Raw genomic sequence first — 26528 nt, forward strand, 5'->3', positions numbered from 1 at the left:
CGGCGGTCGGCCGCGGCGAGCGCGCCGCCTCAGTCCGAGATGAACTCGTTGTCGCGCCAGTTGACGCCGCCGTCGCCGTCACCGGCGCCCTGCGGGCTCTCGACGACTTCGATGCTCGCGGGGCGCGGCTCGCCCTCGACGATCCGGGTCGCCTCCAGCTCGCCGTCCTCCTCGGTGATCGCGGTCAGCGTCCCCTTCTCGGAGAGGGTCGCGATCTTGCGGAGGACCAAGAACATGGGGTACTGGAGCGCGGAGTTCTGGAGGACGGTCTCGCGGTCGCCCTTGAAGCAGGCGAACTCGACGAGCTCGGAGGGGATCTCCTCCTCCTCGTCGTCCATCCACTGCGGACCGCCGGCGCGCGGGGGCTCCTCCTCCCAGACGCGGGTTTCCGTGACCGACGCCTTCAGCTGGGCGGTCGGCGTGTACTTGCTGATCGATTCGTCGTCGGACAGGGCCTTGATGATGAGTGTGTTGTTTCGACGCGTGATGTCGATGTCGTCGATCTCCGGCGGGAGATCGGGATCTTCGTCGAAGTACGTCTCTACGTCTTCGAGTGGCAGTTCGAGCGTCGAATGAAGTCGGAACACGCGGCCTGTCATTGTTTGTGGAATGCGGTGGGGTCGAACCGGTGGTCACGGCGGCAGCGGCAACGGCTGCACCTACCCCACGTAGGCACCGTGGGTTTATATGGACTGCCCTTCGAGATACTGGGATCGGCGCGACGAACGCCGCCGCGCGTCACGCTTCGAGAGGGGAATCCGGCCGCGAGCCGACGTTACTCGGCGCCGAGTTCGGCGGCGAGATCGCCGCGCTCGTCGAGTTCGCCGAGCACGTCGCTGCCGCCGACGAACTCGCCGTCGACGAACGTCTGGGGGATCGTCTCCCAGCCGCTGTGCGACTCCAGCGCCTCGCGGTACTGGGGGAGCGCGGGAAGCACGTCGACGGTCTCGAACTCGTCGACGTGCTGACCGATGAGTTCGACGGCGCGCTTCGAGTAGCCGCACTGGGGCATCAGCCGGTTCCCCTTCATGAACAGCACCACGTCGTTGTCGGCGATGGTGTTCTCGACGCGCGCTTCGATCTCTTCGGTGTCGGCGTCCGCTTCGGGGCTGAACGTCATACGACCGAGTAGGCGACGCCGAGCCAAATGGGTTCCGCACGGAACGAGCGTTGCTCGTAGAGCGGGCGCTCGGTCAGTTATAAACCTCGCGGCGAGCGGAGACGCCGCGACCCTACTCGTCGCGGTCGACGCGGACGACGTCGACGAGCGAGTAGACGGGGACGCCGTCGATCTCGTCGTATCCCATCTTGTCGACGAGGACGACGCACGCGACCGGTTCGCCGCCCTGCTCGCGGATCGCGTCGATCGACTCGCGCATCGTCGTCCCCGACGTGATGATGTCGTCGACGACGTAGCAGTCGCGGTTCCGGATCGCGGCGAAGTTCCGCGAGAACCCCCCGCCGTGCTCGTCGATATCGCCCTCGTCCCACTGGTGTTTCGCGGGGGCGTAGGTGCCCAGATCGGTGTCGAGCCGGTCCGCGACCGCCGTCGCGAGCGGTGCGCCGGCCTTCTCGACGCCGACCGTCAGATCGACGTCCTCGCCCTGCTTCGCGAGGAGGTCCGCCATCGCGCTCGCGGCGTAGCCGAGCCGGGTCGAGTCGCGCCCGAGCGCGGACCAGTCGACGTGGATGTCGGCCGACGCCGTCGCGTCCGCGGTCGCCTCGGTCGCCTCGGTCCCGCCGCCGCGCTCGACCAGCCAACTCGCCGTCTCGCGGGAGACGTTCAGCTCGTCCGCGATCTCTCCCTTCGAGAGCCCTCGCTCCGCGAGCTCCGCAGCGCTGTCTATCAGGTCGTCAACGTTCTTCATACGCGGCGAATTCGACCGCCGTTTTAATAGTCGTGTCGTCATCCGCGAACGCGGCCTCGAAGTCGTCGAGTCCGTGGACGCCCGTCACGAGATCGTCGAGGAACGACTCCGAGAGCCCCGCGAGCGACTCGACGGCCGACTCGAAGTGGCCGTATCCCGAGTTGACGCTGCCGACGAGCGCCTTGTTGTGGAGGACGAACTCGCGGTGGAGCCGCCCGCCGTCGATCTCGAACTCCCAGTCGCCCGGAACGCCGAGCAGCGCGCCGACGCCGTTGGGCGCGAGCGCCTCGATCGTCTCGAAGGCGTGCGGCGCGTAGCCCGTCGCCTCGAAGACGAGGTCCATCGGCTCGTGCGCGTCGGGGACCTCCGGGATCGCCATCTCGTTCGAGTTCACGTACGTCGCCCCCAGCGACTCGATGATGTCGATCGTCGGGTCGGGTCGCTCGCGCCGCCCGAGACAGTAGATCCGGTCGAACGCGTCGTCGAGCGTCGCGACCGTCAACAGCCCGAGCGACCCGTTTCCCAACACGAGCGCCGACTCGGGGTCCCAGTTGAACGCCGACCGGCTGGCGTACGCGTGTTCGATCGCTTTCTCCGCGATCGAGACCGGCTCGACGAGGAATCCCCACTCGGCGAGCGACGGCGGGATCTCGACGAGGAACTCCGCGGGACTGGTGAAGTACTCCGCCATGAACCCGTGCGCGCCGACGATGCCGCGTTCGTGGTACTCTCCCTCCGGGGCCATGTCGGGTTCGCCGCGCGCGAAGTACTCGTTGGCGCCGTTCGGCGGTCGACGTACCGTCGGGACGACGACGTCGCCGACCTCGAACGGGGTGTCGTTCGGGTCCTCGATCACGCCGACGGCCTCGTGGCCCAACACGAGGTGGTCCTCGCCCGCGGGCGCGCCGCCGTGTCCGCCGGCGATGACTTCGTGGTCGGTCCCGTCCACGCCGACCCGAAGGGTCCGAACCAGCGCCTCGCCGGGCGCTGGCTCCGGTCGCGGCTTCTCTGTCACGACCGGTTCGTCGGCTCCCTCGTAGACGGCAATCGCGTTCATACCTCGACTCTAGCGGCCAGTACTCAAAAGATTTCTTTTGTTGTGAGTAAACACGTGCTCCGGATCCCCCGTGGAGTTTTCAGTCGGTCCGGCGTACCGACGACCGTGTGTACCCTGACTCTCGCGTGGCGGGCGTTCGGCGACGCCCCCGTCGCGCTCGCGGCCACTCGCGACGAGGCGCTCGACCGGCCGAGCGAACCGCCGGCGGTGCGGACCGGCGACGGTGACGACGACGGCGGGAGCGAAGGCGGCGAGGGCGACGACCTCGAAAAAAGCGAAGACGACGAGTCGGGCAACGGTACCGACGACCTCGTCCGGTACGTGGCCCCGCGCGACGCCGAGGCCGGCGGGACGTGGATCGGCGTCTCCGAGGGGGGGCTCGTCGTCGCGGTCACGAATCGGTGGCTCGACGCCGACCGCGAGGGCGAGCGGTCGCGCGGGCTGCTCGTCCGGGACTGCCTGACGGCGCCCTCCGCGGAGGCGGCGGTGCGAGCGGTCGAGCGCGAACTCGACAAGCGCGCGTACGACGGGTTCAACCTCGTCCTCGCAGACGACCGCGCCGCGTTCCTGCTGACGTACGACGGCGGCCTCGTCGTGACTCGACTCGATCCCGGCGTCCACGTCGTCGGCAACGTCGGCGGCGTGGTCAACGGTGCGGAGCGGTTCGCGGTCCCCGAGCGCCGGCGCGCGTTCGGCGAGGAACGCGCCGACAGCGCCAGACGGATCGCGGGCGCGCTCGTGCCGGAACCGGGCGAGTCGGGCGCGTCGTGGCTCGATCGCGCGAACGGCGTCCTCGCCGACCACGAGTACGGCGCCTGTCTCCACGGGGACGAGTTCGGCACGCGGTCGCTCACCCGTATCCGGACCGGCTCGCCCCCCGAGATTGCGTACGCCGACGGCCCGCCCTGCGAGACGCCGACGGAACGGGTCGGGCTCCCCGAGGAGTTCGCGGTCGGCGACGCCTGATCCGAAATACCCGGCCCACGGCGAGATTCCGTGCGGGCCCGGTGTCTTCGAGAGGCGGAACGAGAGTGGGCCACGGTAGCAAGCAGTCCAGAACGTTATCATCCCGGACGCGAACGTCGGGACGATGCGACTCCTCGTCTGTGGCGATCTCCATCTAAAACCCGCCGCCAGCGACTACGACATCGACGCGGTGTCGGCGCCCGAGGACGTCGACGCCGCGCTCGTCGTCGGCGACCTCACGCACCGGGCGGGCGACGACGACGCCGAACTGGCGCGCCGGTTTATCGAACGACTCGCGACGGACATCCCGGTCGTCTACGTGCCGGGGAACCACGACCCAGCGCCGATGCCGGAAGGCGTGGTTGCCCCTGTCCCCGGCGCCACCGCGGAACACCTGAGCGCCCGGACGCTCGGTGACCTCACGGTCGTCGGCTGGGGCTGCGAGCGCCGGTCGCTCGCGCCGCCGCTCCCGCAGACCGAGTTCGACGCGCTCGACCCCCGAACGTCTCCCCGCGAGGACCGGCGGTACGCCGCCGACCGGATCGCCGACGACCTGCTGGACGCGTGCCACCGCGTCGTCGGCGGGTCGGCGTCGATCCGGGACGCCGCGGCGTCGCTGGGGATCGCCGACGGCGAGGCCACCGCGTTCCGCCGAGGCGTCGAGACGATCGAGGCGAGGTACGAGCGGCTGTCGGACCGCCTGTGCGGTCGCGCCGACGCGCTGCTCGCGACCCACGTGCCGCCGTTCGGGACGTCGTTCGACCGCCACCACGCGGTCGGCACGCGAGAGACGGACCGGGAGCTCCTCCACACCGGATCGATCGCGCTCGCGCTCGCGATCCGGGACCACGACGTGTTCGCCGCGTTCAGCGGCCACTCGCACGCGTTCGGGTACGACCCCGGCGGAGGGAGGGACGGTCGCCCGCACCTGCTCAACCTCGGCTTCCGCGGTATGGGTGTCGTCTCGCTGGATCCGGCTCGCGGGGAGTTCGCGTTCAGCCGTCTGTGAGACGGCGCCGGCGCGGGTGAGGCGAGTGGGACCGGAAAGCCAGTTTTAAGCGATTCGGGAGGCGTGTGAGACTATGAGCGCGTCCGAAATCGAGTCCGACCTGTCGGCGGACGAGCGCGCCGGCCTCGAACTCATCCGCGAGACCGGTGGGATCCACCAGAGCGACTTCTGGAAGGAACTCGACGTCTCCTCGCGGAAGGGGAGTCGCGTCGCCGAGGCGTTAGAGGAGTCGGGACTCATCCAGCGAGAGGACACCGTCTACGACGGCCACAACACCTTCTACTTGGAGCCCGCGCCGCGCGACCTCGACTTCTCGCTGCTGATGGCCGACGACATGCTCTCGCCGTTCATCGGCGAGGAGGAGGTCGACCCGCAGGCCGACGCCTTCTCGCAGTGGATGATGAACCTCGCGTACGAGGAGTACTGAGCGGTCGCCCGCGGCCTGTATCCGTTTTCCACCGAATTGGAGTCCGTGAAACGCTCCCTCCCGCTCGCCGTCGCCGTCGGCCTCCTCGTCGGCGCCGGCGTCTACGCTCTCGTCCCCTCCGTCCCGGCCGCCCTCGCCACGAGCGCCGTCTACGTCGGAGCGGCGTACTTCTACCTCGCACGGGACGTCTCGCTGCTCGCGGCGGCGCCGCGGTTCGAGGACCGGACCGACCGAATCGGCTACGGACTCGGCCTCTTCGGCGTGAGCGTCGCACCGCTGCTGTTCGCCGAGTACGCCGGCGACGGCGGCCCCGCGGTCACCGGCTTCGTGGTCGCGTTCTTCGGCGCGGTCGGCTTCCTCACGCTCAGCGGACAGGCACGGCGAAACGACGACCGGACGGGCGGGGAGTGATCCGCGCCGGAGCGACGCTGCCGCCGGTCAGACCAGCAGGAAGGCGACCAGCGCAACCCCGGCCGCGAGCGTCAGGAATAGCACGCTCCGACCGATCCCGGCGCGGATCTCGACGTCGACGCCGGCGCGGGAGAGCGCCTCGCGCGGGTCGGACGCGGTCCGCATCGCCGCGCCCGCGACCGCCATCGTCGCGCGGTCGACGGCGGCCCACAGCTCCGTGACCCCCCACACCGAGCCGCGGCCGAGGTAGAAGGCGGCCGGGAAGAGCACGCGGTCGACGTCGGGCATCCGGTGGGCGAGCCAGCCGAGCGGGCGCTTGAGGGTGAAGAAGCCGACGAAGCCGGCGACCAGCAGCGCGGCGCTCTCGGTCAGGTGGCTCTGGCTGTACGGCTTGAAGTAGACCTCGTCGCTGAGGATGAGGTCCGTGAACGGCATCAGCTCGATCAGCTGCGTGTAGAAGACGCCGAAGAAGACGCAGGCGCCCGCGGCCAGCACCATCCCGATCGTCTGGAACGGCGTGGCGTCGTCGGGCGTCAGCGTCGCCGATCCGTGGAAGAACACGTAGTAGCCGAGCTTGATGAACGACATGAACGTCCCGACCCCGCCGAGGACGAGCAGCCACCAGAGCAGCCCGCCGTCCAGCAGCAGGACGTAGTTGTGGACCTCGTGGGCGGAGTCGAGCACCATCCCCTTCGAGATGAAGCCGTTGAACCCCGGCACCGCGGTAATGGAGGCCGCGCCGACGAGGTAGACGAAGAAGGTGACGGGCATCACGCGCCAGAGCCCGCCCATCTCGCGGATGTCCTCGACGCCGGTCCGGTACACCACGACGCCGACCGCCATGAACAGGAGGCTCTTGTAGAGGACGTTGTTGAACAGGTGCGCGAACCCACCGACGACGGCGAACTCGCCGACGGCGGTGGCGAGCCCGAACCCGGCGAGCATGTAGCCGAGCTGCGCCTGGATGTGGTACGACAGCAGGCGCCGCGGATCGTACTGGAGCAGCGCGAAGAACGCGCCGTACACCGCCATGAACCCGCCGAGGTAGGCGAGCCACATGCCGCCCTCGGGGAACGCGCGGTACATCACGTACGCCGCGGTCTTCGTCGTGAACACCGAGAGGAACACCGACGCCGCGACGTGCGGGCGCGGGTAGGTGTCCGGCAGCCAGCTGTGGAGGAAGACGAACCCGCAGTTGATCCCGATCCCGATCGCCGCCAACACCGTCGCCGCCGGGTGAATGCCGGCCGTCGCCGAGAAGAGGAACGTCTCGGCGTGGACGAAGTGGACGACGACGGCGGCGAGCAGGATCGTCCCGCCGGTCCCGTGGAACAGCGCGTAGCGGTAGCCCGCCCGCACCGCCGCACCGCCGTGCTGCCAGACGAGCAGCGTCGAGGTGACCGCCGTCAGCTCCCAGAAGAAGACCAGCGTGAGCCAGTCGCCGGCGTAGATCGTTCCGAGGGTCGTGGCGACGTACAGCATCGCGAACGCCGTCATCCACGTCGGCGCCTCGCTGCCGTAGGCGTACAGCACGGCCGCGGTCGCGAGGAAGCCGACGACGACCCCCATCAGCAGCGAGAACTGGTCGACGTTGAAGAAGACGACGTCGAAGCCGAGGAACGTCGTCGCGAGGTGCGCGCCGGTGCCGCCGTCGCCGAGCAGCACCGCCTGCGCGAACGCGAACGCCGTCGCCAGCGCGGCGACCGCGTGCCCCGCCCGCCGCGGCAGCGCCAGCACCGCCAGCGCCGCGAACGCGACCAGGACGTACGGCGGAATCGACGCGAGGAGGTCGGTAGGCACCGTCACGGGCGCACCACCCCCTCAGGGAGCCGCGTGTCGACGATGAGCTCTATCAGCTCCAGAAAGCCCATCTCGTAGGGGATCACGCCGAGCAACACCGCGAGCGTCATCGCGGCGAGGATCGGCCCGAGCGTGAACCACGTCGACTCGCGCCCGCGGAGGGCGGCGAGCCCCGCGATGTGCTCCCAGCCGCCCGCCGGCGGACCGCCGTGATGGCCGTCGTCGTGCGTGTCGGCGTCGTGCCCGCCGTGCGGGTCGTCGTCGTGGTCGCCGTGCGGATCGTCCGGGCCGCGGGCCTCGTCGGCGCCGCGGTCCGCTTCGACGGCGGCCGTCGAACTCGCGTCGGTCGAGCTCGCGTCGCCGCGCCCCGGACCGAACGGCACGTCCGCGTCGGACGGGCGCTGATCGACCGCGTAGTCGCCCGTGTCGACGCGCTCGACCGGCTCCGAGAAGTCGCGCTCGCTCGCCGCGAAGTCCGGCCGGACGACGCCCTCCTCGTCGGTCGGGAGGTCGTCGAGGTCGGCGTCCGGCACCGCCGACTCGTCGACGCCGTCGGCGGCGTCGGGCGTCGAGTCGTCGGGTGCCGAGCCGTCCGCGTCCGCGACGATGTCGTCGACCTCGTCGCCGGATTCATCGTCGTCATCTCCCTTGTCGGGGTCGTCACCTGCGCGGCCACCGTCGGTCGCCGCGTCGCCGTCTGCGCGGCCACCGTCTGTCGCCGCGACGATCGACCGCGACTCCCCGCCGAGCGGGAAGTCGACGAGGGGTTTCGCGTCGTGGGCGTCCTCCGCCTCGAAGAAGGCGGTGTAGATCACCGGCCAGAAGTAGGCGATGTTGAGGACGCCGGAGAGGAGGAGCGCGCCGGCGAGGTAGTACGCGACCGGGGTGAAGTTCATCCCCATCCGAACCCCGCCGATCAGCATGTAGTACTTGCTGACGAAGCCGGCGAGCAGCGGTATCCCCGCCATCCCCAGCGAGGCGACCGTGAACGCCCCCATCGTCAGCGGCATCCGCTTGCCGATCCCCGCCATCTGCGAGATGTAGTCGGTGTGGGTCTCGACGTGGATGTTGCCCGCACAGAAGAACAGGGTGAGCTTCATGAACGCGTGCGCCGGGATGTGGAGCAGCGCGCCCACGAGCCCGTACCAGCCGAACAGCCCCAGCCCGAGGATGATGTAGCTCAGCTGGCTGATCGTCGAGTAGGCGAGCCGGCGCTTCAGGTGGTCCTTCCGGAGGGCGATGAGCGAGGCCGCGGTGAGCGTGATCGCGCCGATCGTCGAGAGGGCGAGTCCGGCGGTGAAGCCGAAGGGAAGCGAGAGGTCGAACACCAGCTCTGGGCCGAACACGTCGAGGACGACACGCGAGACGCCGAACGCGCCCGACTTGACGACGGCGACCGCGTGGAGCAGGCCGGAGACGGGCGTCGGCGCCACCATCGCCTCGGGGAGCCACTGGTGGAGCGGCATGATCCCGGCCTTCACGCCGAACCCGATCGCGAGCAGGAAGAAGGCGAGCATCGCCAGCCCGGGGTCGGCGTTCGCGAGCTCCGCGATGCCGCCCGCGGTGAAGTCGACGTTGCCGGCGAGCAGGTAGACGAGCGCGGTGCCCGCCAACACGAGAACGCCGCCGCCGAACATCGTGTACGCGAGGTACTTGCGGCCGGCCGAGCGCGCCTCGGCCGTCTCGTCGTGCGCGACGAGCGGGTACGTCGCGATCGACAGCAGCTCGTAGAAGACGAAGATCGTCACGAGGTTGCCGGCGAACGCGATCCCCATCGTCGCGGCCAGCGACACCGCGAACGCCGCGAAGTACCGGGTCTGGTTGGGCTCGTCGAGGCCGCGCATGTAGCCGATGCTGTAGAAGGAGGTGATTATCCACAGCCCGCTCGCGAGGAACGCGAACAGCATGCCGAGCGCGTCCGCCCGCAGGGCGAACTCGATCGGCGCGCCGATCCCGGGGAGGAACGCCCCGGCAGACCACTCGAAGACGCGCCCGTTGAGCACCGCCGGCAACATCGACGCGACGATGCCGAACTTCGCGAGCGACGCGACGAGCGTCCACCCCTCGCGGACGTTCGGCGAGCGGTGCGACGCGACGATGAAAAACGCCGCGACGAACGAGACGAGGACCGCCAGCAGGGGTCGTGGGTCTGAGAGAATGACGTCTGTCATGCGAACACCTCCGCGAGGAACGGTTCGAACCACGCCGCGAGCGCGAAGCCGCCGAAGCCGAGCGCGACCGTCACAAGGGCCGCCAGCCCGAGCGCCAGGAGCGGGGCCGTCGGCACCCGGTCGGGGACGATCGACGACCGCGGCGCGCCTTTGACGGGCGCGGGCAGCCCGTCCGCCGTCTTCGCGACGGACCGCTCGCCGCCGTCAGCCGGGGCGTCGTCGCCGCCGTCGGTCGCCGCGTCGTCATCTGCGCGGCCCCCATCGGTCGCCGCCGCGCCGTCACCGCCGGCGCCGGGTACCTCGCCGTGGTCGCCGGGGAGCCCGGCGCCGGCGAAGTAGAACCGCTCTAACAGTCGCGCGACGTACGACAGCGTGAACAGCGTGCTGACGAATATCGCCGCGGCGACCGCGATCCCGATCGGGCCGCCGCCGAGCCCGGCGTCGACCGCGCCGACGCCGATGTACCACTTGCCGAGGAACCCGATCGACGGCGGGATACCGACCAGGGCGAGCCCGAGGACGGCCACCGCGCCCGACGTGTACGGGGCCGCGCGCGCGGCGCTCGCGAGGTCCTCGATCTCCCCGGTGCCGTAGCCGAGCGCGAGCAGCCCGATCCCGAGGAACAGCCCGAACTTCATGATCCCGTGGCCGATCAGGTGGACGATTCCGCCCAGCAGCGCGGTCTCGTTCGCGAGCGCGATCGCCGCGCCGATCATGCCGAACTGCGCGACCGAGGAGTACGCGAACATCCGCTTGAGGTTGGACTGTATCGCCGCGAGCGCGGAGCCCGCGACGATCGAGACCGTCGAGACGACGAGCAGCGTGGTCGCGATCCCCTCGTTGGCCGCGAGGAAGTCGACCGTGAACACGGTGTAGGTCACGCGGATCAGCGCGTACGCGCTCGTCGTCGACACCAGCGCGGCAACGATCGTCGTGACCGAGTCCGGCGCGCGCTGGTAGGCGTCCGGCTGCCAGGAGTGGACAGGGAAGATGGCGATCTTCAGCGCGAGTCCGATGGCGATGAACGCGTAGCTCGCGCGGACCAGCGGGTCGCCGTAGCCCGCCTGCGCGACGATCTGCGCCTGGAGATCGAGCATGTTCAGCGTCCCCGTCGCGAGGAAGGCGTAGCCGACGCCGAGCAGGTACAGCGAGGCGCCGACGGTGCCGACGACGAGGTACTTCAGCGAGGCGTACGCGCTCGCTCCCGAGCGGTCCGAGGCGATGAGCGCGTACGTCGTGAGCCCGGTGATCTCGAGGAACACGAACAGGTTGAACATGTCCCCGGTGAGCGTCATCCCGACGAGCCCGCCGACCAACAGGAGGTAGGCGCTGTAGAAGGCGTTCCCCCGCGGCCCGGCGACGCGGGCGAACGCGAGCGTCGCAACCGACACCGCGGCCACGAGCAACAGCACGGCCACCGACAGCCGGTCGGCGACGAGCTCGATCCCCACCGGCGGGAGGAACCCGCCCAGCGCGTGGTCGAAGGGGCCGTTGAACACCACTTCCGCGGCGATCGCCGCCGCGATTCCGGCCACGGCCGTCGTGCCGACCGCGGCGATCGGCCAGCCGACGCGGTCGTACCGGAGCCCGAGCGCCAGCGGCAGCGTCGCCGCCAGGATGGGGACGACGACCGCGAGCGGCAGGAGGACGTCAGTCATCGGTCTCACCTCCCGAATCGGGCGCGCTCGACGCCCCGGCGGCGGGCGTCCCGTCCGAGTTCGCTGCCTCCGCCGACCGTCGCGACGGGATCGACCCCTCGTCGCGGAGCAGCTCGCGGAGCGTGTCGGTCCGGAGCGTGCCGTACTCGTCGTAGATCCGGATACACAGCGCGAGCCCGACAGCGGTGAGGCTCACCCCGACGACGATGGCGGTGAGGACGAGCACGTGCGGCAGCGGACTCACGTAGAGCCCGCCGTCCGGACCGCCCGTCGGGACGATCGGGATCGATCCGCCCTCGACGTACGCCGAGGCGATGAACAGCAGGAATATCGCCGTCTGAAACAGGTTGAGTCCGATGATCTTCTTCACGAGGTTCGGATTCGCTATCATCATGTAGAGGCCGATACACAACAGCAGCGCGAACGCGACGTACGCGTGTCGCGTCGCGAGGACGTCGACGGCGCCGCCGGCCGAGGCGAGCGCCGAGGCGCTGATTCCGACGGCGTCGAGGTCGTCGACGAGCGCGAGCACTATCGCTCACCCCCGTCGGTCGCGGCCGGGCCCGTAGCCCCGGCGGCGGACTGGCCGTCGTCGGTCCCGTTGTCGTCGCGGGTCTCGTTGCCGTCGTCGCCGGTCGATTCGCCGTCGTCACTTTCGTTGCCGTCACCGACGTCCGGCTCGTTTCCGACCTCGTCGTCGAAGGCGCCCCCGTCGCCGAACCCGCCCGCGTCGCTGAACCCCTTCGCGAGGACGAAGAACAGCCCGATCAGGACGCCGGCGACGATGGTGCCGATCCCGAGGATCTCGACGCCCTCCATCCCGTACTTCACGGGGTCGGGGATCGGGAGCAGTTCGTACTGGAGGAACGCGCCGCCGAGCGCGACCGGGACGAGGCCGATCCCGGCGAACACGAGCGTGCCCCCGACCGCGAGCGCGACGACGGCGGCGTTCGCGAGCCACTGGCGGGTGGCCTCGATCCCGAAGGCGAACGCGATCATGAACACGACCGCGGCCACGATCGCGCCGCCCTGGAATCCGCCGCCGGGCGAGCCGGCGCCGTGGAAGGTGACGAACAGTCCGTAGGTGAACGCGAACGGCGCGACGATCTTCACCGTCGGCATGATCACCTGACTCTCCGTGTACGGTGTCCCCTGCCGGCGCTCCGAGTCGAGTCGGCCGTCGCTGCGCTGGGGCCTGTCCCGACCGAAGCCGCCGTCGGAAGTGGTCTCGGCGTCCCCGCCGGGACCGGAACCTGTACCGCTCATGCGAACACCTCCCGGTGGAGGACGATGAGGGCGGCGATCCCGGCCGCGAACACGACGACCGCCTCGCCGAAGGTGTCGAAGCCGCGGAACGCCGCCAGCACCGCCATCACCGTGTTCTCGACGTGCGTCTCCGCGTACGTCTGCGCGATGTACCACTGGCTCACGTCCGGGTTCGACCAGATCGGCGCGTCCCGCGAGCCCACCGCCGGGATGTCGGCCATCGTGAGCATCAGCCCGGCGAACAACAGCCCGACCGCGCCCGCGGCGGGCAGGTTCACGGACTCGAAGGCGGCCTCGTGGTCGATGCGGGTCGTCTTCGCGAGGGTGAGGAGCAGCAGCACGGTAGTCACGCCCGCGGAGATGGCGGCCTCCGTCATCGCCACGTCGGGCGCGCGGTAGAACGTGTACAGCGCCGCCATCCCGAGGCTGTACGCGCCGAAGATGATCACCGCCGCGAGCACGTCGCGCGCGAGCGCCGTGAACAGCGCGGTCAACACGACGAAGACGAACAGGCTCGCCTCGATGGCGGTGACCTGTGCGACCACCGGGGCGCCGAGCGGACCGGACGCGACGCCGGCTATCGCGCCCGTCATCGCCGATCATCCCCCTCGATCCACGGGACGATTCCCTCCTCGAAGGCGGCCCGCGCGATGGCGTGGGCCGCGGTCGGGTTCGTCACGAAGATGAAGAACAGCAGGAGGACCGACTTGAAGCCGGCGCCCGCCAGTCCGACGGTGAGCGCGACCGCCGCGAGCCCGAAGCCCGCGCCGAGCGTGTCGGCCTGCGAGGCGGTGTGCGCCCGCGAGTACACGTCGGGCAGCCGGAGCACGCCCACCATCGAGACGAACGAGAAGAACAGCCCGAGCAGCGTGAGCGCGACGACCAGCCACACGCGGGCCGCCTCCAGCGTCGCCGCGGTCACAGCACACCACCCCGTTCGACGGTGAACTTCGAGATGGCGATGGCCATCAGGAAGTTGAGCAGCGCGTACACCAGGGCGATGTCGAGGAACGTCGGCTCGCCGAGCGCGGCGCCGAGGATCGCGAGGATGACGACGGTGTTCGTCCCGAGGACGTTCACCGCCAGCACCCGGTCTTGCATCGTCGGCCCGACGACCGCGCGGTAGAGCATGCCGACCGCGAGGACGGCGAAGCCGGCGGCCGCGACGAGCAGGAAGTCGCCGAGGGTGTAGCCGGCCGCGAGCGGGGCGTCCACGAGGCTCATCGGTCCGTCACCCCGTCGGCGTCACTCGGGTCCGCAGTCGACTCGGTCTCGCCGTCCGCGTCGACCGCGCCGCCGTCGGCGGCGGCGATCGGCAGTTCCTCCGTCGCGTCGTCGCCCTGGAGGATCGCGACGTCGTCGCGCTCGCGGGGGGTCGGCAGGCGCGCCGACCGGCGCCCGTAGTAGACGAAGCGCGTCCACCGCTCGAGGGAGCCGTCGAACAGCCCCTCGCGGGCCCACGGGAGGAGCGAGTGGACGTAGAGGTCGCTGTCCCGGGCGCGGACCGTGAGCGTGCCGGGCGTCAGCGTGATCGAGTTCGCCAGCGTCATCAGCGGCAGACCGCTGCCGACGATCACGCGCATCCGGTTCATCGTCGGCTCGATCGGGAGCCGCGGGTCGAGGATGACGCGGGCGACGACGAGGTTCGCCTTCAGGATCTCGAACAACAGCACGGGGAGGTAGATGACCCCCCGAACGATTCGCATCGGCGTCCGCGGGATCGCCGGGTTCGAGTCGAGGCTCACCCGTGAGAGGACGGTCGACACGACCGCAGCGGTCGCGACGCCCGTCACGACGTCGAACCAGTAGGTCGGATCACCTAACAGGAGGTAAAACGCCAGCGACAGTCCGAACAGTGCCACGAACCGGCCAGTGGTCGCTTCGGTCCGGAACCGCTCGCGGCGCGTCGGCCGGTCGACCGGCGCGGTCTCGACGGACAGCGGCGTGTTCGAGAGCGCGAACTCCAGCGGCTGGAGCAGCGTGGTGTTGCCGACCGGGGTGTACTCGGGGTCCAAGACGACGCGGTCGGCGCCGTTGGCCTCGGCGTACTCCGCGAGGACGCGGACGTAGTCGTCCGCGCCGAACAGGTAGTCGTCCGCGCCGAGCACCGCCGTGACCACCTCGACGTCGGCGGCGCCGGGCGCCTCCGAGTCGTCGAGGTCCGCGGTCGTCCACGCCGAGACGCGTTCGAGCACGCGCTCGGCCGCGGCGGCCCGGTCGTCGCTCTCCGGGTCCCCGTCGCGCCACGAGGCAATCTCGACGAGGTGGATCGCGGAAGCGCCGTCTTCGGCCGCACTCGCCGCGACGTGGGCGATCGTCGAGCGGAGCGTGGAGGTCGGTTCGACCGGGACGATCACCGCGCCCGCCGCCGAGTCGGACTCCGCGTCCGTCTCCGACGCATCGCCGGACTCGGCCGCCGCGCCCGCGCCGGAACCGACCGTCGCGCCCGCACCGGAATCGGCCGTCGCGGTCGCGTCGGGGTCGGCGCCGCCGGCCGGCGGATCGGTGTCAGCCACCCACCACACCTCCCACGGGGTCGTGCGTGACCGTCTCGTTACACATGAATGTTCTACCCGTGTGGTTACTCTACCGCCCCAAAACAGTTTGTATCCGCGGTAACCCTGCCGGGGGCGGGCGATACGAGCCGCGCGAGTCGCCGGGCTCGCCGGCCCTCGCGGGACGCGTCGAGCGGCGATCCACGGGGCGACGGCTCGGATCGCCGCTCACGCCGCCGCGTCGAGCGTCGCCGCGAGGCGGTCGGCGATGCGCCCCGCGACCGCGTTCTTCGACCCGACCGCCTCCTCGGGTTCGGTCCCCTCCCCCCCGACGAGGAGGACGCGCGTCTCGTCGTCGCCCATCACGCTCGCGTCGTTCGCGACGACGAACGCGAGTCCGACGCGGTCGCGGATGTGCTCGGCCTCCGCGACCATCGCCGCGTCGTCGCCCGACGTCTCGGCTTTGAACCCGACGATCGGCAGGTCGGGGTACGCCTCGCGCACCGAGTCGATGAGCTTCGGCGTCGGCTCCAACTCGACCGACAGCGGCGACCCCGACCGGATCTTCTCGTCGACGGCGTCGGCGGTGAAATCGGAGATGGCGGCCGCGGAGATCAGCGCGTCCGCGGTCGCCGCCGTCCGGCGGCAGGCGTCCATCATCTCGTCGGCGGTCTCGACCGACACCACGTCGGCGTAGGGGACCTCGGGGCCGTCCTGAACGAGCGTCACTCGCGCGCCGCGGACGTAACACGCCCGCGCGACCGCTCGACCGGTCTTGCCAGAGGCGCGGTTCGTCAGGATGCGGATCGGGTCGATCCGCTCCTTCGTCGCGCCCGCGGTGACGACGACGTGCGTCCCAGCGAGGGTCTGCGGCGTCGTCGCGCGGGCGACCTCCGTCACGATATCCTCCTCGGCGGCGATCTTCGCCTTCCCCTCCTCGACCCGGGGATCGGCGAAGCGCACGCCCCACGACTCCAGCTTGTCGAGCGCGTCGAGGACGCCCGGGTGGTCGTACATCGGCTCGTGCATCGCGGGCGCCATCACGACCGGCACGTCCGCGCCCAAGGCCGTCGTCGCGCAGGTCGTGACGGGGGTGTCGTCGACCGCGGCCGCGACCTTCCCCGCCGTGTTCGCGGTCGCCGGGGCCAACAGCAGGACGTCGGCCCAGCCCTCGCGACCGCAGAGTTCGACGTGCTCCACGTCGCCGGTGATCTCGGTGACGACGGGCTCGTCGGTGGCGAAGTCGACCGCCCACGGGTGGACGATGTTCGTCGCCGCCGGGGACATGACGGCCCGGACGCTCGCGCCGTGCCGGCGCAGTTCGTGCGCGAGTTCGACGACCTTCACCGCCGCGATGCTCCCCGAGACGCCGAGCGCGACGTTGACCCCGTCCAGCATTACCGAGTCCGTTCCCGCCGCGACGGCTTATAAGATGTCGTTGCGGAGTGGGATGGGGTGAGCGGTCTTGGAGAGTTCTCCGAAACCATTTGTAAATAGTCGGCGGTGGCGCGTGCCTGCGAGGCCGCGAAGCGGCCGAGCAGCACGCGCGAGGGAGTCGGCGGCGACCAACGGGAGCCGCCGACGAGGCTGGGGAGGCGTGAGGCTACGGTGCTGTGCGGGGCTGGTGGGACTCAAAGGGGCAGCCGGGAGGGCGGCGCAGGCGACGCAAGCACTGGAAGGAGTGAGCGAAGTGAGCGACTGAAGCGCGCAGCGAGCGTGCGCCGCCCTCCCGGCTGGGGCTTTGGACGCCTTCGCCGCCGATCCACTGTTAGCTTTTTATAAGTGGGTGGTCCGGATTGCGGCGACGCTACAGGCGTCGCCGATAGCAACCACTTATAAACAAACGATGAAATTACAGCCCATCTTCTAAACCCCGAACGTCGCGCGCAGCATGTCCCGCGTCCCCGGCCCGAGTCCGACGGCCAGCACGGTGATAAGCAGCAGCAGCGTGTACCGCGGCGACTCCTCGTACATCTCGCCGTTGAACACCCAGACGACGAACGTCGCGGCCGCGAGCTTCACCAGCAGGAACGGCCACGCGTCGCCGGTGACGGAGACGATCGACTCCGGGAGCAGCCGCCCGGTCCAGTCGACGATCAGCGCGTTGACGACGTGTTTCGGGACGAGGTTCGCGGTGCCGGTGAGCGCGGGCATCCAGTTGAGCCCGATCACGTTCGCGACGCCGTCGATCGCGTGCCCCCAGATGATCACGATCCCCGCCGCGCCCGTGCCCTGTCGGATCGTCGCGATCCGGCGCGTGGCCAGCGCCCACGTGCCCGCGGTCGCGATGGTCGCGATGACGAGCGTCGGCACGAGCACCTGCGGGTAGAAGGTGACGTAGTCGGTGGTCGCGGCGAGGTACGAGAGGTAGCCGACGGCGAGCGCGAGCCCCGCCGCGCCCGACGCGAACAGCGGCCGCGCGTAGTCGTCGACGACGCCGCGGCGTTCGAGGCCGTAGGCCGCCAGGACGCACGCGAGCGTGAACAGGAACACCGTGAAGTAGATGAACGGGCTGATCAGGACCGCGCTCGCCGGGAAGGCGATCAGCGGTTCGACGCCGGCCGCGGTCGCGGCGACGCCCGCGTCCTCAACCGTCCGCATCGCCCCGCCGAACAGCATGAACGGGAACAGCGCGTAGAAGAACCGGAGCTCCGTCGCGATGTCGAGCCGGCGGAGGAGGAAGACGACGCCGACCAGCATCGCCAGCAGGATCACCACGTAGCTCACCGTCGAGAAGGTGGTGTACCCCGGCGCCGCGACGACTTCGCCGGCGCTTCGCGCCGCCTCGCACGCCGCGCTGCTGCCGAGCAGCTCCGTGGTGCCGCCGGGCTCGCGGACCGCGCACTGCGCGCCCTCGCCGTCCGCGACGACCGGCCCCCAGAAGTAGCGCCAGAGGAACCGATCGTAGACGACGCGCGGGAAGACGATCGATCCGATCGCCAAAAGCGCCGTGACGCCGCCGACGATGGCCGCCCACGCGCGCTCCGGCGACGGATCGAACCCGTCCGAGACGGCTGTGCTCATGGTCACCGTTCGGGGAGGTCCCGAGTTGAGCGTTCCGGTCCCGAGACGGTCAGAGGGGCGATCGCTGGGCGCCGCGCGCGCTCAGAGGGGCGGTCCGGGCTGCTCGTAGTCGGTGCCGAGGATTACCATCGTCTGCGAGCGCGAGAACCCCTCGGTCTCCGCGATCCGCTCGAACATCAGCTCTCGGAGCCGGTCGGTGTCCGCCGCGACGACCCGGAGGATGACGTCCCACTCGCCGGTGGTGAGGTGGATCTCGCGCACGCCGTCGATGCCGCGGAGCCGTTCGAGCGCGTCCTCCTCGCGCCCCTGTTCGACGCGCAGCCCGACGAACGCGCCGACGCCGTAGCCGACCGCCTTCGGGTCGATGTCGGCGTGGTACCCGCGGAGCACGCCGGCCTCTTCGAGGCGGCTGACCCGGTCGTGGACGGTCGCGCTAGACATGTCGATCCGTCGCGCGACCTCCGAGAACGGAGTCCGCGCGTCCTCCTGGAGGATTCGCAGGATCGCCCGGTCCGTCTCGTCGAGTTCCATACCGCACGTTAGGGCGGCACACGCTTTTGCCTTCCGGCGAGCGGAGCGAGCGGCGGCCGACCCCGCTGCCACCCGATGCTCGCGCCCTCGTCGCTCGGTACCGGTGCCCTCCTCACTCGGTACTGGAACCCTCCTCACTCGGCGTCGGTCTCGTCGGCCTCGTCGGCGAACGACCCGTCGCGGATCGCCGCCTCAGCGGCGTCGAGCGCGGCGTCGGGGTCGAACTCGTCGACGATCCGCTCCAACTCCGCGGGCGTCGCGTCCGCGAGGTCTCGCGCGTGGTCGGTGACGTTCGGCACCGCGCGCAGCAGATTGTCGATGATCGGCACGTCAGCGGTCCGCGGCGACCGGCTGCCGGGGTTGAGGTCGATCACGATCTCCGTTTTCCCCATCGCGTCGAGCGCGGCGGCGCGGTCGCCGTCCTCCAAGGGCACCACGACGACGTCGGCCGATTCGATCCCGTCGGCGTCGACGACGCCGCGCGCGTGGTCGAGCCCCGGAATCTCGCCGTCTCCCGCGAGCCCCTTCACCTCGTCGGCGCCGTGGTCGCGGAGGTGGTCGGCGATCCGGCGGACGCGCTCGTCGGTGTGGTTGAAGAGGTTCACCTCCAGATCCGCCCCGACCGCCTCCGCAAAGTCGACCGTCTCGCTCGGCGCGAGCGCCGCCACGTTGCCGTTCACCGAGATCACGGGGTGGTCGGCGAGACGGAGGGCCGCGGCCGCCGCCCGGGCCGCCGCGTCGGCGCTCGGCAGCGTGCGCTCCCCGAGGAGGTAGTCGAACGCCTCGCCGCGCCCCTGCGCGATCAGTCCCTGCTTCGAGGTGATCCCCTTCTCGACGCCCGCCTCGATCCGGTGGCGCGTCACGAGCGACGCGTACCGCGGGTGGTCCTCGGGGATCTCCGTCTCCGTCATACCCGAGCGAGGCGACGCGCCGTTTAAAATGGACCGTTCGCGTGCGACCCGGGCGATCGCGGCGCACGCCCGCCACCCTCGACTACACAACCGTTAACACGACTCACTGTGTAGCGCGAACGGGATGGACCGCACAGGCAAGTACACGGTCGTCGACGCGTGTAACGACCACGGGGCGATAACGCTCCGCGAGTACCCGCGCAACGGGACGCTGTACGTCGTCGAGTACGACGACCCCGACGTGGAGGCCGAGCTGTCGTCGCTCGACGCCGGCTCGATCGTCGAGCTCGACCTCCGGCGGGCGGGCCGCCGGGGCAACGCGTGGTGCGCGGAGTCCGCTCGCCCGGTCGAAACGGCGTGACGCCGTCCGCTCCGTCGGTCCCCTCCCCGTTTTCACACGCTCAGGCGACCCCGATCCGCTCGCGGTACGTGCCGTGCTCCGCCTCGAACACCTCCATGATCTCCCCCATCGTCGCGTACGCCTTCACCGCCGCGACGATCTCGGGCATGGCGTTCTCGCCGGCCGCGACCGCGTCGCGGAGGTCGTCCAAGGCGGCCGCGACCGCGTCGTCGTCGCGCTCGTCTTTCACCGATTCGAGCCGAGCGAGCTGTCGCTCGCGGGTGGTCTCGTCGATCTTCAAGAGATCCGGACGGGTGTCTTCGTCGATCGCGTAGGCGTTGACGCCGACGACCGTCTCCTCGCCCTCGTCGACGCGCTCCTGGTACTCGTAGGCCGACTCCTGGATCTCGCGGTGGAAGTACCCCTGCTCGATGCCGCGCAGGACCCCGTCGCGCACGGAGCCGTCGCCCATCTCTCTGATCTCCTCGATGTACGCCATCGCGTCCGCCTCCGTCTCGTCGGTGAGGCTCTCGACCGCGAAGGAGCCGCCGAGCGGGTCGACGATGTCGGCCGCGCCCGACTCCTCGGCGATGATCTGCTGGGTCCGGAGCGCGACCCGCACCGCCTGCTCGGAGGGGAGCGCGAGCGCCTCGTCGAAGGAGTTGGTGTGGAGGCTCTGAGTGCCGCCCAGCACGCCCGCGAGCGCCTGAATCGTGACGCGCGCGACGTTGTTCAGCGGCTGCTGGGCCGTCAGCGACTGCCCGGCGGTCTGGGTGTGGAACTTCAGCTGCTTCGACGCCTCGGTCTCCGCGCCGTACCACTCCTCCATCACGTTGGCGTAGATCCGGCGGGCGGCGCGGAACTTCGCCACCTCTTCGAACAGCGAGTTGTGCGAGTTGAAGAAGAAGGAGAGCTGCGGGGCGAACGCGTCGACGTCGAGCCCGCGGTCGAGGCACGCCTCGACGTAGGCGAACCCGTCGGCGAGCGTGAAGGCGAGCTCCTGGACCGCGGTCGACCCCGCCTCCCGGATGTGGTAGCCCGACACGGAGATCGGCTTGAACTTGGGCGTCTCCGCGACCGCGAACTCGATCGTATCCGTCACCAGATCGAGGGAGGGCTCCGGGGGGACCACCCACTCCTTCTGCGCGATGAACTCCTTGAGCATGTCGTTCTGGAGGGTCCCCCTGAGCTCCTCGCGCGGGACGCCGCGCCGGTCCGCGAGCGCGACGTACATCGCGTAGATCACCGGCGCGCTCGGGTTGATCGTGAAGGAGGTCGACACCTCGGCGAGGTCGATCCCGTCGAACAGTATCTCCATGTCCCGCAGCGTGTCGACCGCGACGCCCTCCTTGCCGACCTCGCCGAGCGACATCTCGTCGTCGGAGTCGATCCCCATCAGCGAGGGCATGTCGAAGGCGGTCGAGAGCCCGGTCTGCCCCTCGTCGATCAGGTAGCGGAACCGCTCGTTGGTCTCCTCGGCGGTGCCGAACCCCGCGAACTGCCGCATCGTCCACGTCCGCCCGCGGTACATCGTCGGGTAGACGCCGCGGGTGTACGGCGACTCGCCCGGGAACCCCAGATCGTCCTCGTAGTCGAGGTCGGCGACGTCGTCGGGCGTGTAGATCCGATCGACCTCGCGGTTCGAGACGGTCGCGAACCGTTCGCTTCGCTCCCCGTGGCGGTCGAGGGTCGGGTCGAGCGTCTCCGCCTCCCACGACGCCTTCGCCTCGCGGATCGCGGAGAGCTCCTCGTCGTCGTACATGGGACCCGGTAGCCGCCCGCGATCTATAAAGATTGTTTATGAACGTTCCGGTCACAGCGAAGATTGCGCCGGCGGCGTCGGGAGTGGGGGTCCTCCGAGCCGGAAGCGGGAGTCGCCCGAACCGGGTGCGCCTCGGCCTCAGCGACTGCCGAACAGCCGCTCGAACGGCGACCGCGAGGACGGCCGCTCGGCGAGCAGCACCGGGGTGTCGAGCCGCTCGATGGTGCCGAAGGTCAGCGACCCGCGGACGATCCGCGACAGGAGCCCGCGCTCGGTCGCGCCGACGACGACGAGGTCGTACGCCGGCGCGAGCCGCCCGATCGTGGGCTCGACGTCGCCGACCTCAACGCGCAGGTCGGCGTCGCCGAGCCCGTGCCCCGCCGCCCAGTCCGCGAGGAACTCCCGGCCCGCCGCCTCGCCGCCGGGTTCGACGACGTGGAGCAGCGAGACGTTCGCCCCAGCGGTCTCCCGAAGCGCCAGCGCGACCTCGGCGGAGAGGTCTGAGGATGGGCCGCCGGCGGTCGGCACGAGCACCTCATCGGGGTCGAGGCGCTCGCCGTCCAGAGCGAGGAAGTCGCACGGGAGGTCGCGGGCGAGCTCGTCGAGCGACCCCTCCACGCGCCCCCCGGCGAACCGCGCTCCGCCGTACCCCATCACGACGGCGTCGGCGTCGCTCGCCCGCGCGGCGTCGAACACCTCCCCGATCCCGCGGTGCGAGAGGATCGTCTTGGTCTCGACCGGAGCGTCGAACGCGGCGGCGTTGGCGACGGCGGCGTCGAGCAGTTCCGCGGAGGAGCGGTCGAGCTTCTCCCGGTTCGCCGCCGCCTTCTCCAGCGACGTCTGGTCGGGAACGGTGACGACGTGGACCGCGAGGAGGCGGCCGCCGCGGTGCGCGGCCAGAGCGCCGGCGACCGCCACGAGCGCGCCCTCCGTCCGCGGGTTCGAGAGCGCGACCATCACCGTCGGTCGATCGTCGCCGCGCGGCACGGATCGATCGTCGGTTCGGGGCATCGGTCGAATCCCGGGTCAGCGCCCGAACGAGTCGGTTCCGCGAGGGCGACGCCGGCTCATTCGTCCGACTCCGCACGCGGGAGCGCGACGACGGGAACGGGTGCCTCGGTCGCCAACTCGGCCGAGAGATCGCCGGAGAGGAACTGGAACAGTCGGTTCCCGCCCCGCGGCCGGTAGGCGATCGCGCTCGCGTCCACCTCGCTCGCGACGTCGAAGATGGCCTCGACCACGTCCCGCGCGTACGCGGTGTGTTCGCCCGCGTCGGGGAACACCGTCCGGACCGCGGCGTACGACTCGGCCGCGAGCTCCTCCGACTGCTCCACCGGCGTCTTGTCGGGGACGCCGTCGCCCTTCTCGACGACGTGGAGCGCGGTCACTCGCTCCGGGTCGTACGGTTCGAGCGCTCGCGCCGTCGCCAGCGCGTCCTCCTCGTTCGCGACCGGGAGGAGGACGTGAGCGAGCAGGTTCTGACCGGTGGTGTCGTCGGGTCCGTCCATGCCGACACTACGTCGGGCGCCGCTTAAGAAGATGGCCTCGCGTTTTCGGATGGCCGGCGTCACGTCGTCCGTCGCGGGGAGTCGCCCGGCACGAGGAGTCGCCCGGCACGAGGAGTCGTCCGTCGCGAGGAGTCGCCCATCCGGAGAGTCACCCGGCCCGGAACTCACCGCTCGTCGACGCCCGCGACGAACAGCGCGAGCACGGGAACGATCTCCAGCCGACCGATCCACATCAGCCCGATCATCAGCAGCTTCGTCGTGTTCGGCAGGAACTCGTAGCTCCCGAACGGGCCGAGCGGACCGAGGCCCGGGCCGATGTTGCCGATCGTCGCGAGCGAGGCCGCAAACGCCTCGATGCCGGTGAGCCCCTCGCCGATCCGCGTCGTGTCGAGTTCGATGAAGACGGCCGACAGGGCGAACACGAGGAAGTACAGCAGCGTGAACACGAGGATGCCGCGGATCACGTCCTCGTCGACGACCTCGCCGCCGAGCCGCACCGGGCGGACGACGTCGGGGTTCGCCGTCGTGTACAGCTCCCGCCGGAGCGTCTTCAGCAGGATGAGCCAGCGGATGACCTTGATCCCGCCGCCGGTCGAGCCCGCGGAGCCGCCGATGAACATCGCGAACAGCAGGAGGAACTGCGTCTGCGTGTCCCACTGCGCGAAGTCCGCCGTGGCGAATCCGGTCGAGTTCAGCAGCGACGCGATCTGGAAGGCGCCCTGTCGGAGCGCGTTCTCCGGCACTCCCTCCGTGACGCCGCCGATCGCCGTCGCGGGCGCACCGCCGTAGAACAGCCCGACGGCGAGGATTCCGGCGAACGCGGTCACGAGCCCGAGGTACGCCCGGAACTCGGTGTTCTCGAACATCTCCCGCGGGTCGTCGTTGAGGACGTACCAGAACAGCGCGAAGTTCACCCCGGCGATCACCATGAACGGGACGAACGCCCACTGGACGACCGGCGAGAACGCGCCGATGCTCTCCGCCTCCGGCGAGAACCCGCCCGTCGGGAGCGTCGAGAACCCGTGAGCGATCGCGTTGTACAGGTCCATCTCCGGCGCGTAGCCGGTGAGCCCGAGCAGCGCCAGGATGACGATCAGCGCCACGGTGAACCCGAGGTAGATGAGCCAGAGCGCGCGGGCGGTCTGAACGATCCGCGGCGTGAGCTTCTGGAGCCCCGGCCCGGGCGCCTCCGACTCCATCAGCTGCGCGCCGTTGACCGCCAGCTGCGGGAGGATGGCGACCATCAGCACGATGATCCCCATGCCGCCGAGCCACTGCGTGAGCTGCCGCCACATCAGCACCGCGTGCGAGTGCCGCTCGAAGCTGATCTCCGCGGTCGCGGTCGCCCCGGTGGTCGTGAAGCCGCTCATCGACTCGAACAGCGCGTTCACCGGGTGCGCGAGCGCGGACGGCGTGCCGTACCCGGCGATGACGTAGGGGATCGCGCCGACGACCGCCGCCATGAGCCACGCGAGCGAGACGACCGCCAACGCGTCGCGCGGACCGAGGGCGGGCTCGTCGTCGAGGCGTTCGAGCGCGGCGCCGATCGCGACGGCGATCGTCATCGACGCCGCGAACGCCAGGGCGTCCTCGCCGTATATCAGCGCGACGATGAGCGGAACCGCCATGGACGCCGAGAGGAACTTCACGATGCTCCCGGTGTAGCTGAGTGTCGCCCGCGCGTCGATGGTCCGTGTCACGAGTGTCCCTCGGAGGTTCCGATACCCGTCGTAGCAGTCCGGCGCGACAAGAAGCCGTCGATGGGCGGATGCGCCGCGGCCGGCGAACGGCGGACCGCGGCGGGTCGGCGCCGGTCAGGAGGTCCAGAACGCCTTCGTGAACAGCACGAGGACGGGGATGATCTCGATCCGCCCGATCCACATCAGGACGATCATCACGGCCCGCGTGCTCAACGGGAACGTCGCGAACGTCCCGTACGGCCCTGCGTCGCCGAACGCGGGACCGATGTTGAGGAACGTCGTCGCCGCGGCCCCGAGCGCCTCGAACTCGTCCACGCGGACGTTCCCCCGTTCGGCGTCGACGACGATGATCACGGCGAGCAGAAAGAAGATCACGATGCTGAGGAGGAGGTACGCGTAGATGTCGCGGATCGCCCCCTCGTCGATCGGTTTCCCCGTGATCCGGACGGGGCGAACCGATTCCGGGTGGATCGCGGTGTAGAGGTTCCGCTTGAACGACTTCAGCGCCACCAGCCACCGCAGCGACTTGATCGAGCAGGTGGTCGACCCGACCATCCCGCCGACGAACATTCCCATGAACAGCATGTGCTTCGCCGCGGGCGCCCACTGGACGTAGTCAGTGCTGGCGTACCCCGTCGTCGTCACGATCGACGCGACGTTGAAGACGGCGTGCCGGATGGTCCCCTCGACGCCGAAGGTCGTGCTGGGGTTGAGGAACAGCCCGGCGGCGACGATCGACGCGAGCGTTCCCATCGCGCCGAGATAGAAGTGGAACTCCTCGTTTTTCAGCAGGCGCATTGGCTGGCCGTTGATGGCGAAGTAGATGAGCACGAAGCTCGTCGAGCCGATCACCATGAACGGGACGACCGCCCACTGGATGAGGGGGTGGAACGCCCCGACGGAGAGCGGCTCCGGCGAGAACCCGGCGGTCGCGACGGACGTGAACGCGTGTGCGACCGCGTTGTACAGGTCCATCCGCGGGTCGACCGCGAGTCCGAGCAGGAAGTAGACCGCGATCGCGAGCCCCGTGAGCCCGAAGTAGATCCCCCAGATGAGCTGTGCCGTCTGCGATATCTTCGGCGTGAGCTTGTTGACGTCCTGCGTCTGTGACTCCGACTCCATGAGCTGGGCGCCGCCGACCCCGATCTCGGAGAGGACCGCGGTCGCCAAGATCAGGATACCGAGCCCCCCGAGCCACTGGATCACCTGTCGCCACATCAGCACGGACCGCGAGTGGACGGAGAAGTCCCGGAGGACGGTCGCGCCCGTCGTCGTCAGCCCGCTCATGGACTCGAACATGGCGTTCACCGGGTGTGCGATCGTCCCGACGCCCGCGACGACGAAGGGGATCGCGCCGACCGCGGCGACGAGGAACCAGATCAGCGCCACCGCGAGGAACGCCTCGCGGGGGCCGAGGTCCACCGAGGGGTCCTGAACCGATCGGAACGCCGCGCCGAGCGCCAGCGAGACGCCGATCGCCGCGAGAAACGGCAGCGGCGACTCGCCGTAGTAGAGGGCGACCAGCAACGGGAACGCCAGCGGAACCGGGAGGGCGGCGAGGACGTCGCCGGTGAGCGCCACGCTCGCCCGCCAGCCGACTCGTATCCTCGACCCGGAAGACATC

The 26528-nt window shown here is 70.2% G+C and carries 27 protein-coding genes; 5 read left to right on the forward strand and 22 right to left on the reverse strand.

All coding sequences use genetic code 11. The features are described 5' to 3' along the window. Positions 1–29 precede the first annotated feature (29 nt). The 4 genes from EXE46_RS07110 to EXE46_RS07125 all read right to left on the reverse strand — a co-directional run bounded on the left by EXE46_RS07110 (position 30) and on the right by EXE46_RS07125 (position 2925). Complete coding sequence (locus EXE46_RS07110) at positions 30–599, reverse strand: hypothetical protein (RefSeq protein WP_137687732.1); 570 nt, start codon at positions 597–599, stop codon at positions 30–32. A gap of 176 nt (positions 600–775) precedes the next feature. Next, positions 776–1120, reverse strand: coding sequence for a glutaredoxin (locus EXE46_RS07115; protein ID WP_137687733.1), 345 nt, complete (start codon positions 1118–1120; stop codon positions 776–778). A gap of 112 nt (positions 1121–1232) precedes the next feature. After that, the gene (gfcR, locus tag EXE46_RS07120) at positions 1233–1868 is read right to left on the reverse strand and encodes a transcriptional regulator GfcR (RefSeq protein ID WP_137687734.1); all 636 of its coding nucleotides are present in this window, start codon (positions 1866–1868) and stop codon (positions 1233–1235) included. Further along, complete coding sequence (locus tag EXE46_RS07125; protein WP_137687735.1) at positions 1855–2925, reverse strand: glucose 1-dehydrogenase; 1071 nt, start codon at positions 2923–2925, stop codon at positions 1855–1857. Before EXE46_RS07125 ends, gfcR begins: the two co-directional genes overlap by 14 nt. 105 nt (positions 2926–3030) lie before the next feature. On the opposite strand from EXE46_RS07125, the gene EXE46_RS07130 reads away from it, so the two are divergent. The 4 genes from EXE46_RS07130 to EXE46_RS07145 all read left to right on the forward strand — a co-directional run bounded on the left by EXE46_RS07130 (position 3031) and on the right by EXE46_RS07145 (position 5738). Beyond that, complete coding sequence (locus tag EXE46_RS07130) at positions 3031–3891, forward strand: NRDE family protein (RefSeq protein WP_137687736.1); 861 nt, start codon at positions 3031–3033, stop codon at positions 3889–3891. Between the two features lie 124 nt (positions 3892–4015). Further along, the gene (locus EXE46_RS07135) at positions 4016–4900 is read left to right on the forward strand and encodes a metallophosphoesterase (protein ID WP_137687737.1); all 885 of its coding nucleotides are present in this window, start codon (positions 4016–4018) and stop codon (positions 4898–4900) included. 73 nt (positions 4901–4973) lie between these two features. Further along, positions 4974–5327: a MarR family transcriptional regulator gene (locus tag EXE46_RS07140; RefSeq protein ID WP_137687738.1), complete on the forward strand. Its 354-nt coding sequence runs from the start codon at positions 4974–4976 to the stop codon at positions 5325–5327. 45 nt (positions 5328–5372) lie between these two features. Then, on the forward strand, positions 5373–5738 hold the full coding sequence (locus EXE46_RS07145) for a hypothetical protein (RefSeq protein WP_137687739.1): 366 nt from the start codon (positions 5373–5375) through the stop codon (positions 5736–5738). A 27-nt stretch (positions 5739–5765) separates the two neighbouring features. On the opposite strand, the gene EXE46_RS07150 is transcribed toward EXE46_RS07145, so the two are convergent. The 13 genes from EXE46_RS07150 to EXE46_RS07210 form a co-directional block, all read right to left on the reverse strand. Further along, positions 5766–7544: a Na(+)/H(+) antiporter subunit D gene (locus EXE46_RS07150; protein ID WP_137687740.1), complete on the reverse strand. Its 1779-nt coding sequence runs from the start codon at positions 7542–7544 to the stop codon at positions 5766–5768. Then, entirely contained in the window at positions 7541–9709 is a 2169-nt protein-coding gene (locus tag EXE46_RS07155; RefSeq protein WP_137687741.1) for a cation:proton antiporter, read from the reverse strand. The genes EXE46_RS07150 and EXE46_RS07155 overlap by 4 nt, the downstream gene beginning before the upstream one ends. Continuing rightward, positions 9706–11367 (reverse strand): proton-conducting transporter membrane subunit, encoded by a 1662-nt coding sequence (locus tag EXE46_RS07160; RefSeq protein ID WP_137687742.1) that lies wholly within the window; start codon positions 11365–11367, stop codon positions 9706–9708. The genes EXE46_RS07155 and EXE46_RS07160 overlap by 4 nt, the downstream gene beginning before the upstream one ends. After that, complete coding sequence (locus tag EXE46_RS07165) at positions 11360–11899, reverse strand: cation:proton antiporter subunit C (RefSeq protein WP_137687743.1); 540 nt, start codon at positions 11897–11899, stop codon at positions 11360–11362. The genes EXE46_RS07160 and EXE46_RS07165 overlap by 8 nt, the downstream gene beginning before the upstream one ends. Next, positions 11899–12633, reverse strand: coding sequence for an MnhB domain-containing protein (locus EXE46_RS07170; protein ID WP_137687744.1), 735 nt, complete (start codon positions 12631–12633; stop codon positions 11899–11901). The genes EXE46_RS07165 and EXE46_RS07170 overlap by 1 nt, the downstream gene beginning before the upstream one ends. Next, a complete protein-coding gene (locus EXE46_RS07175) occupies positions 12630–13226 on the reverse strand; it encodes a DUF4040 domain-containing protein (protein ID WP_137687745.1) in 597 nt (198 codons plus the stop codon). Before EXE46_RS07175 ends, EXE46_RS07170 begins: the two co-directional genes overlap by 4 nt. Then, positions 13223–13555, reverse strand: coding sequence for a monovalent cation/H(+) antiporter subunit G (mnhG, locus tag EXE46_RS07180; RefSeq protein ID WP_137687746.1), 333 nt, complete (start codon positions 13553–13555; stop codon positions 13223–13225). Before mnhG ends, EXE46_RS07175 begins: the two co-directional genes overlap by 4 nt. Continuing rightward, positions 13552–13857: a cation:proton antiporter gene (locus tag EXE46_RS07185; RefSeq protein WP_053772262.1), complete on the reverse strand. Its 306-nt coding sequence runs from the start codon at positions 13855–13857 to the stop codon at positions 13552–13554. The genes mnhG and EXE46_RS07185 overlap by 4 nt, the downstream gene beginning before the upstream one ends. Next, entirely contained in the window at positions 13854–15149 is a 1296-nt protein-coding gene (locus tag EXE46_RS07190) for a monovalent cation/H+ antiporter subunit E (RefSeq protein WP_137687747.1), read from the reverse strand. The genes EXE46_RS07185 and EXE46_RS07190 overlap by 4 nt, the downstream gene beginning before the upstream one ends. A gap of 207 nt (positions 15150–15356) precedes the next feature. Continuing rightward, a complete protein-coding gene (gene coaBC, locus EXE46_RS07195) occupies positions 15357–16526 on the reverse strand; it encodes a bifunctional phosphopantothenoylcysteine decarboxylase/phosphopantothenate--cysteine ligase CoaBC (protein WP_137687748.1) in 1170 nt (389 codons plus the stop codon). Between the two features lie 468 nt (positions 16527–16994). Further along, entirely contained in the window at positions 16995–18152 is a 1158-nt protein-coding gene (locus EXE46_RS07200; RefSeq protein ID WP_137687749.1) for a DUF63 family protein, read from the reverse strand. An 81-nt stretch (positions 18153–18233) separates the two neighbouring features. After that, a complete protein-coding gene (locus EXE46_RS07205) occupies positions 18234–18683 on the reverse strand; it encodes an Lrp/AsnC family transcriptional regulator (RefSeq protein ID WP_137687750.1) in 450 nt (149 codons plus the stop codon). Between the two features lie 134 nt (positions 18684–18817). Next, complete coding sequence (locus EXE46_RS07210; RefSeq protein WP_137687751.1) at positions 18818–19594, reverse strand: 4-phosphopantoate--beta-alanine ligase; 777 nt, start codon at positions 19592–19594, stop codon at positions 18818–18820. Positions 19595–19718: 124 nt separating this feature from the next. On the opposite strand from EXE46_RS07210, the gene EXE46_RS07215 reads away from it, so the two are divergent. After that, complete coding sequence (locus tag EXE46_RS07215) at positions 19719–19955, forward strand: hypothetical protein (RefSeq protein ID WP_137687752.1); 237 nt, start codon at positions 19719–19721, stop codon at positions 19953–19955. A 40-nt stretch (positions 19956–19995) separates the two neighbouring features. Here EXE46_RS07215 and EXE46_RS07220 read toward each other — a convergent pair whose 3' ends face one another. The 5 genes from EXE46_RS07220 to EXE46_RS07240 form a co-directional block, all read right to left on the reverse strand. Next, positions 19996–21696, reverse strand: a complete 1701-nt coding sequence (locus EXE46_RS07220; RefSeq protein ID WP_137687753.1) for a methylmalonyl-CoA mutase — start codon at positions 21694–21696, stop codon at positions 19996–19998. Positions 21697–21834: 138 nt separating this feature from the next. Next, on the reverse strand, positions 21835–22707 hold the full coding sequence (locus tag EXE46_RS07225) for a universal stress protein (protein ID WP_241981510.1): 873 nt from the start codon (positions 22705–22707) through the stop codon (positions 21835–21837). Positions 22708–22763: 56 nt separating this feature from the next. Then, positions 22764–23204: a universal stress protein gene (locus EXE46_RS07230; protein ID WP_137687754.1), complete on the reverse strand. Its 441-nt coding sequence runs from the start codon at positions 23202–23204 to the stop codon at positions 22764–22766. 164 nt (positions 23205–23368) lie between these two features. After that, a complete protein-coding gene (locus tag EXE46_RS07235; protein WP_137687755.1) occupies positions 23369–24904 on the reverse strand; it encodes a TrkH family potassium uptake protein in 1536 nt (511 codons plus the stop codon). A gap of 114 nt (positions 24905–25018) precedes the next feature. Beyond that, positions 25019–26527 (reverse strand): TrkH family potassium uptake protein, encoded by a 1509-nt coding sequence (locus tag EXE46_RS07240; protein WP_137687756.1) that lies wholly within the window; start codon positions 26525–26527, stop codon positions 25019–25021. Between the last annotated feature and the right edge of the window lies 1 nt (position 26528).

The organism is Halorubrum sp. GN11_10-6_MGM (assembly GCF_005435165.1).
Classification (GTDB): domain Archaea; phylum Halobacteriota; class Halobacteria; order Halobacteriales; family Haloferacaceae; genus Halorubrum.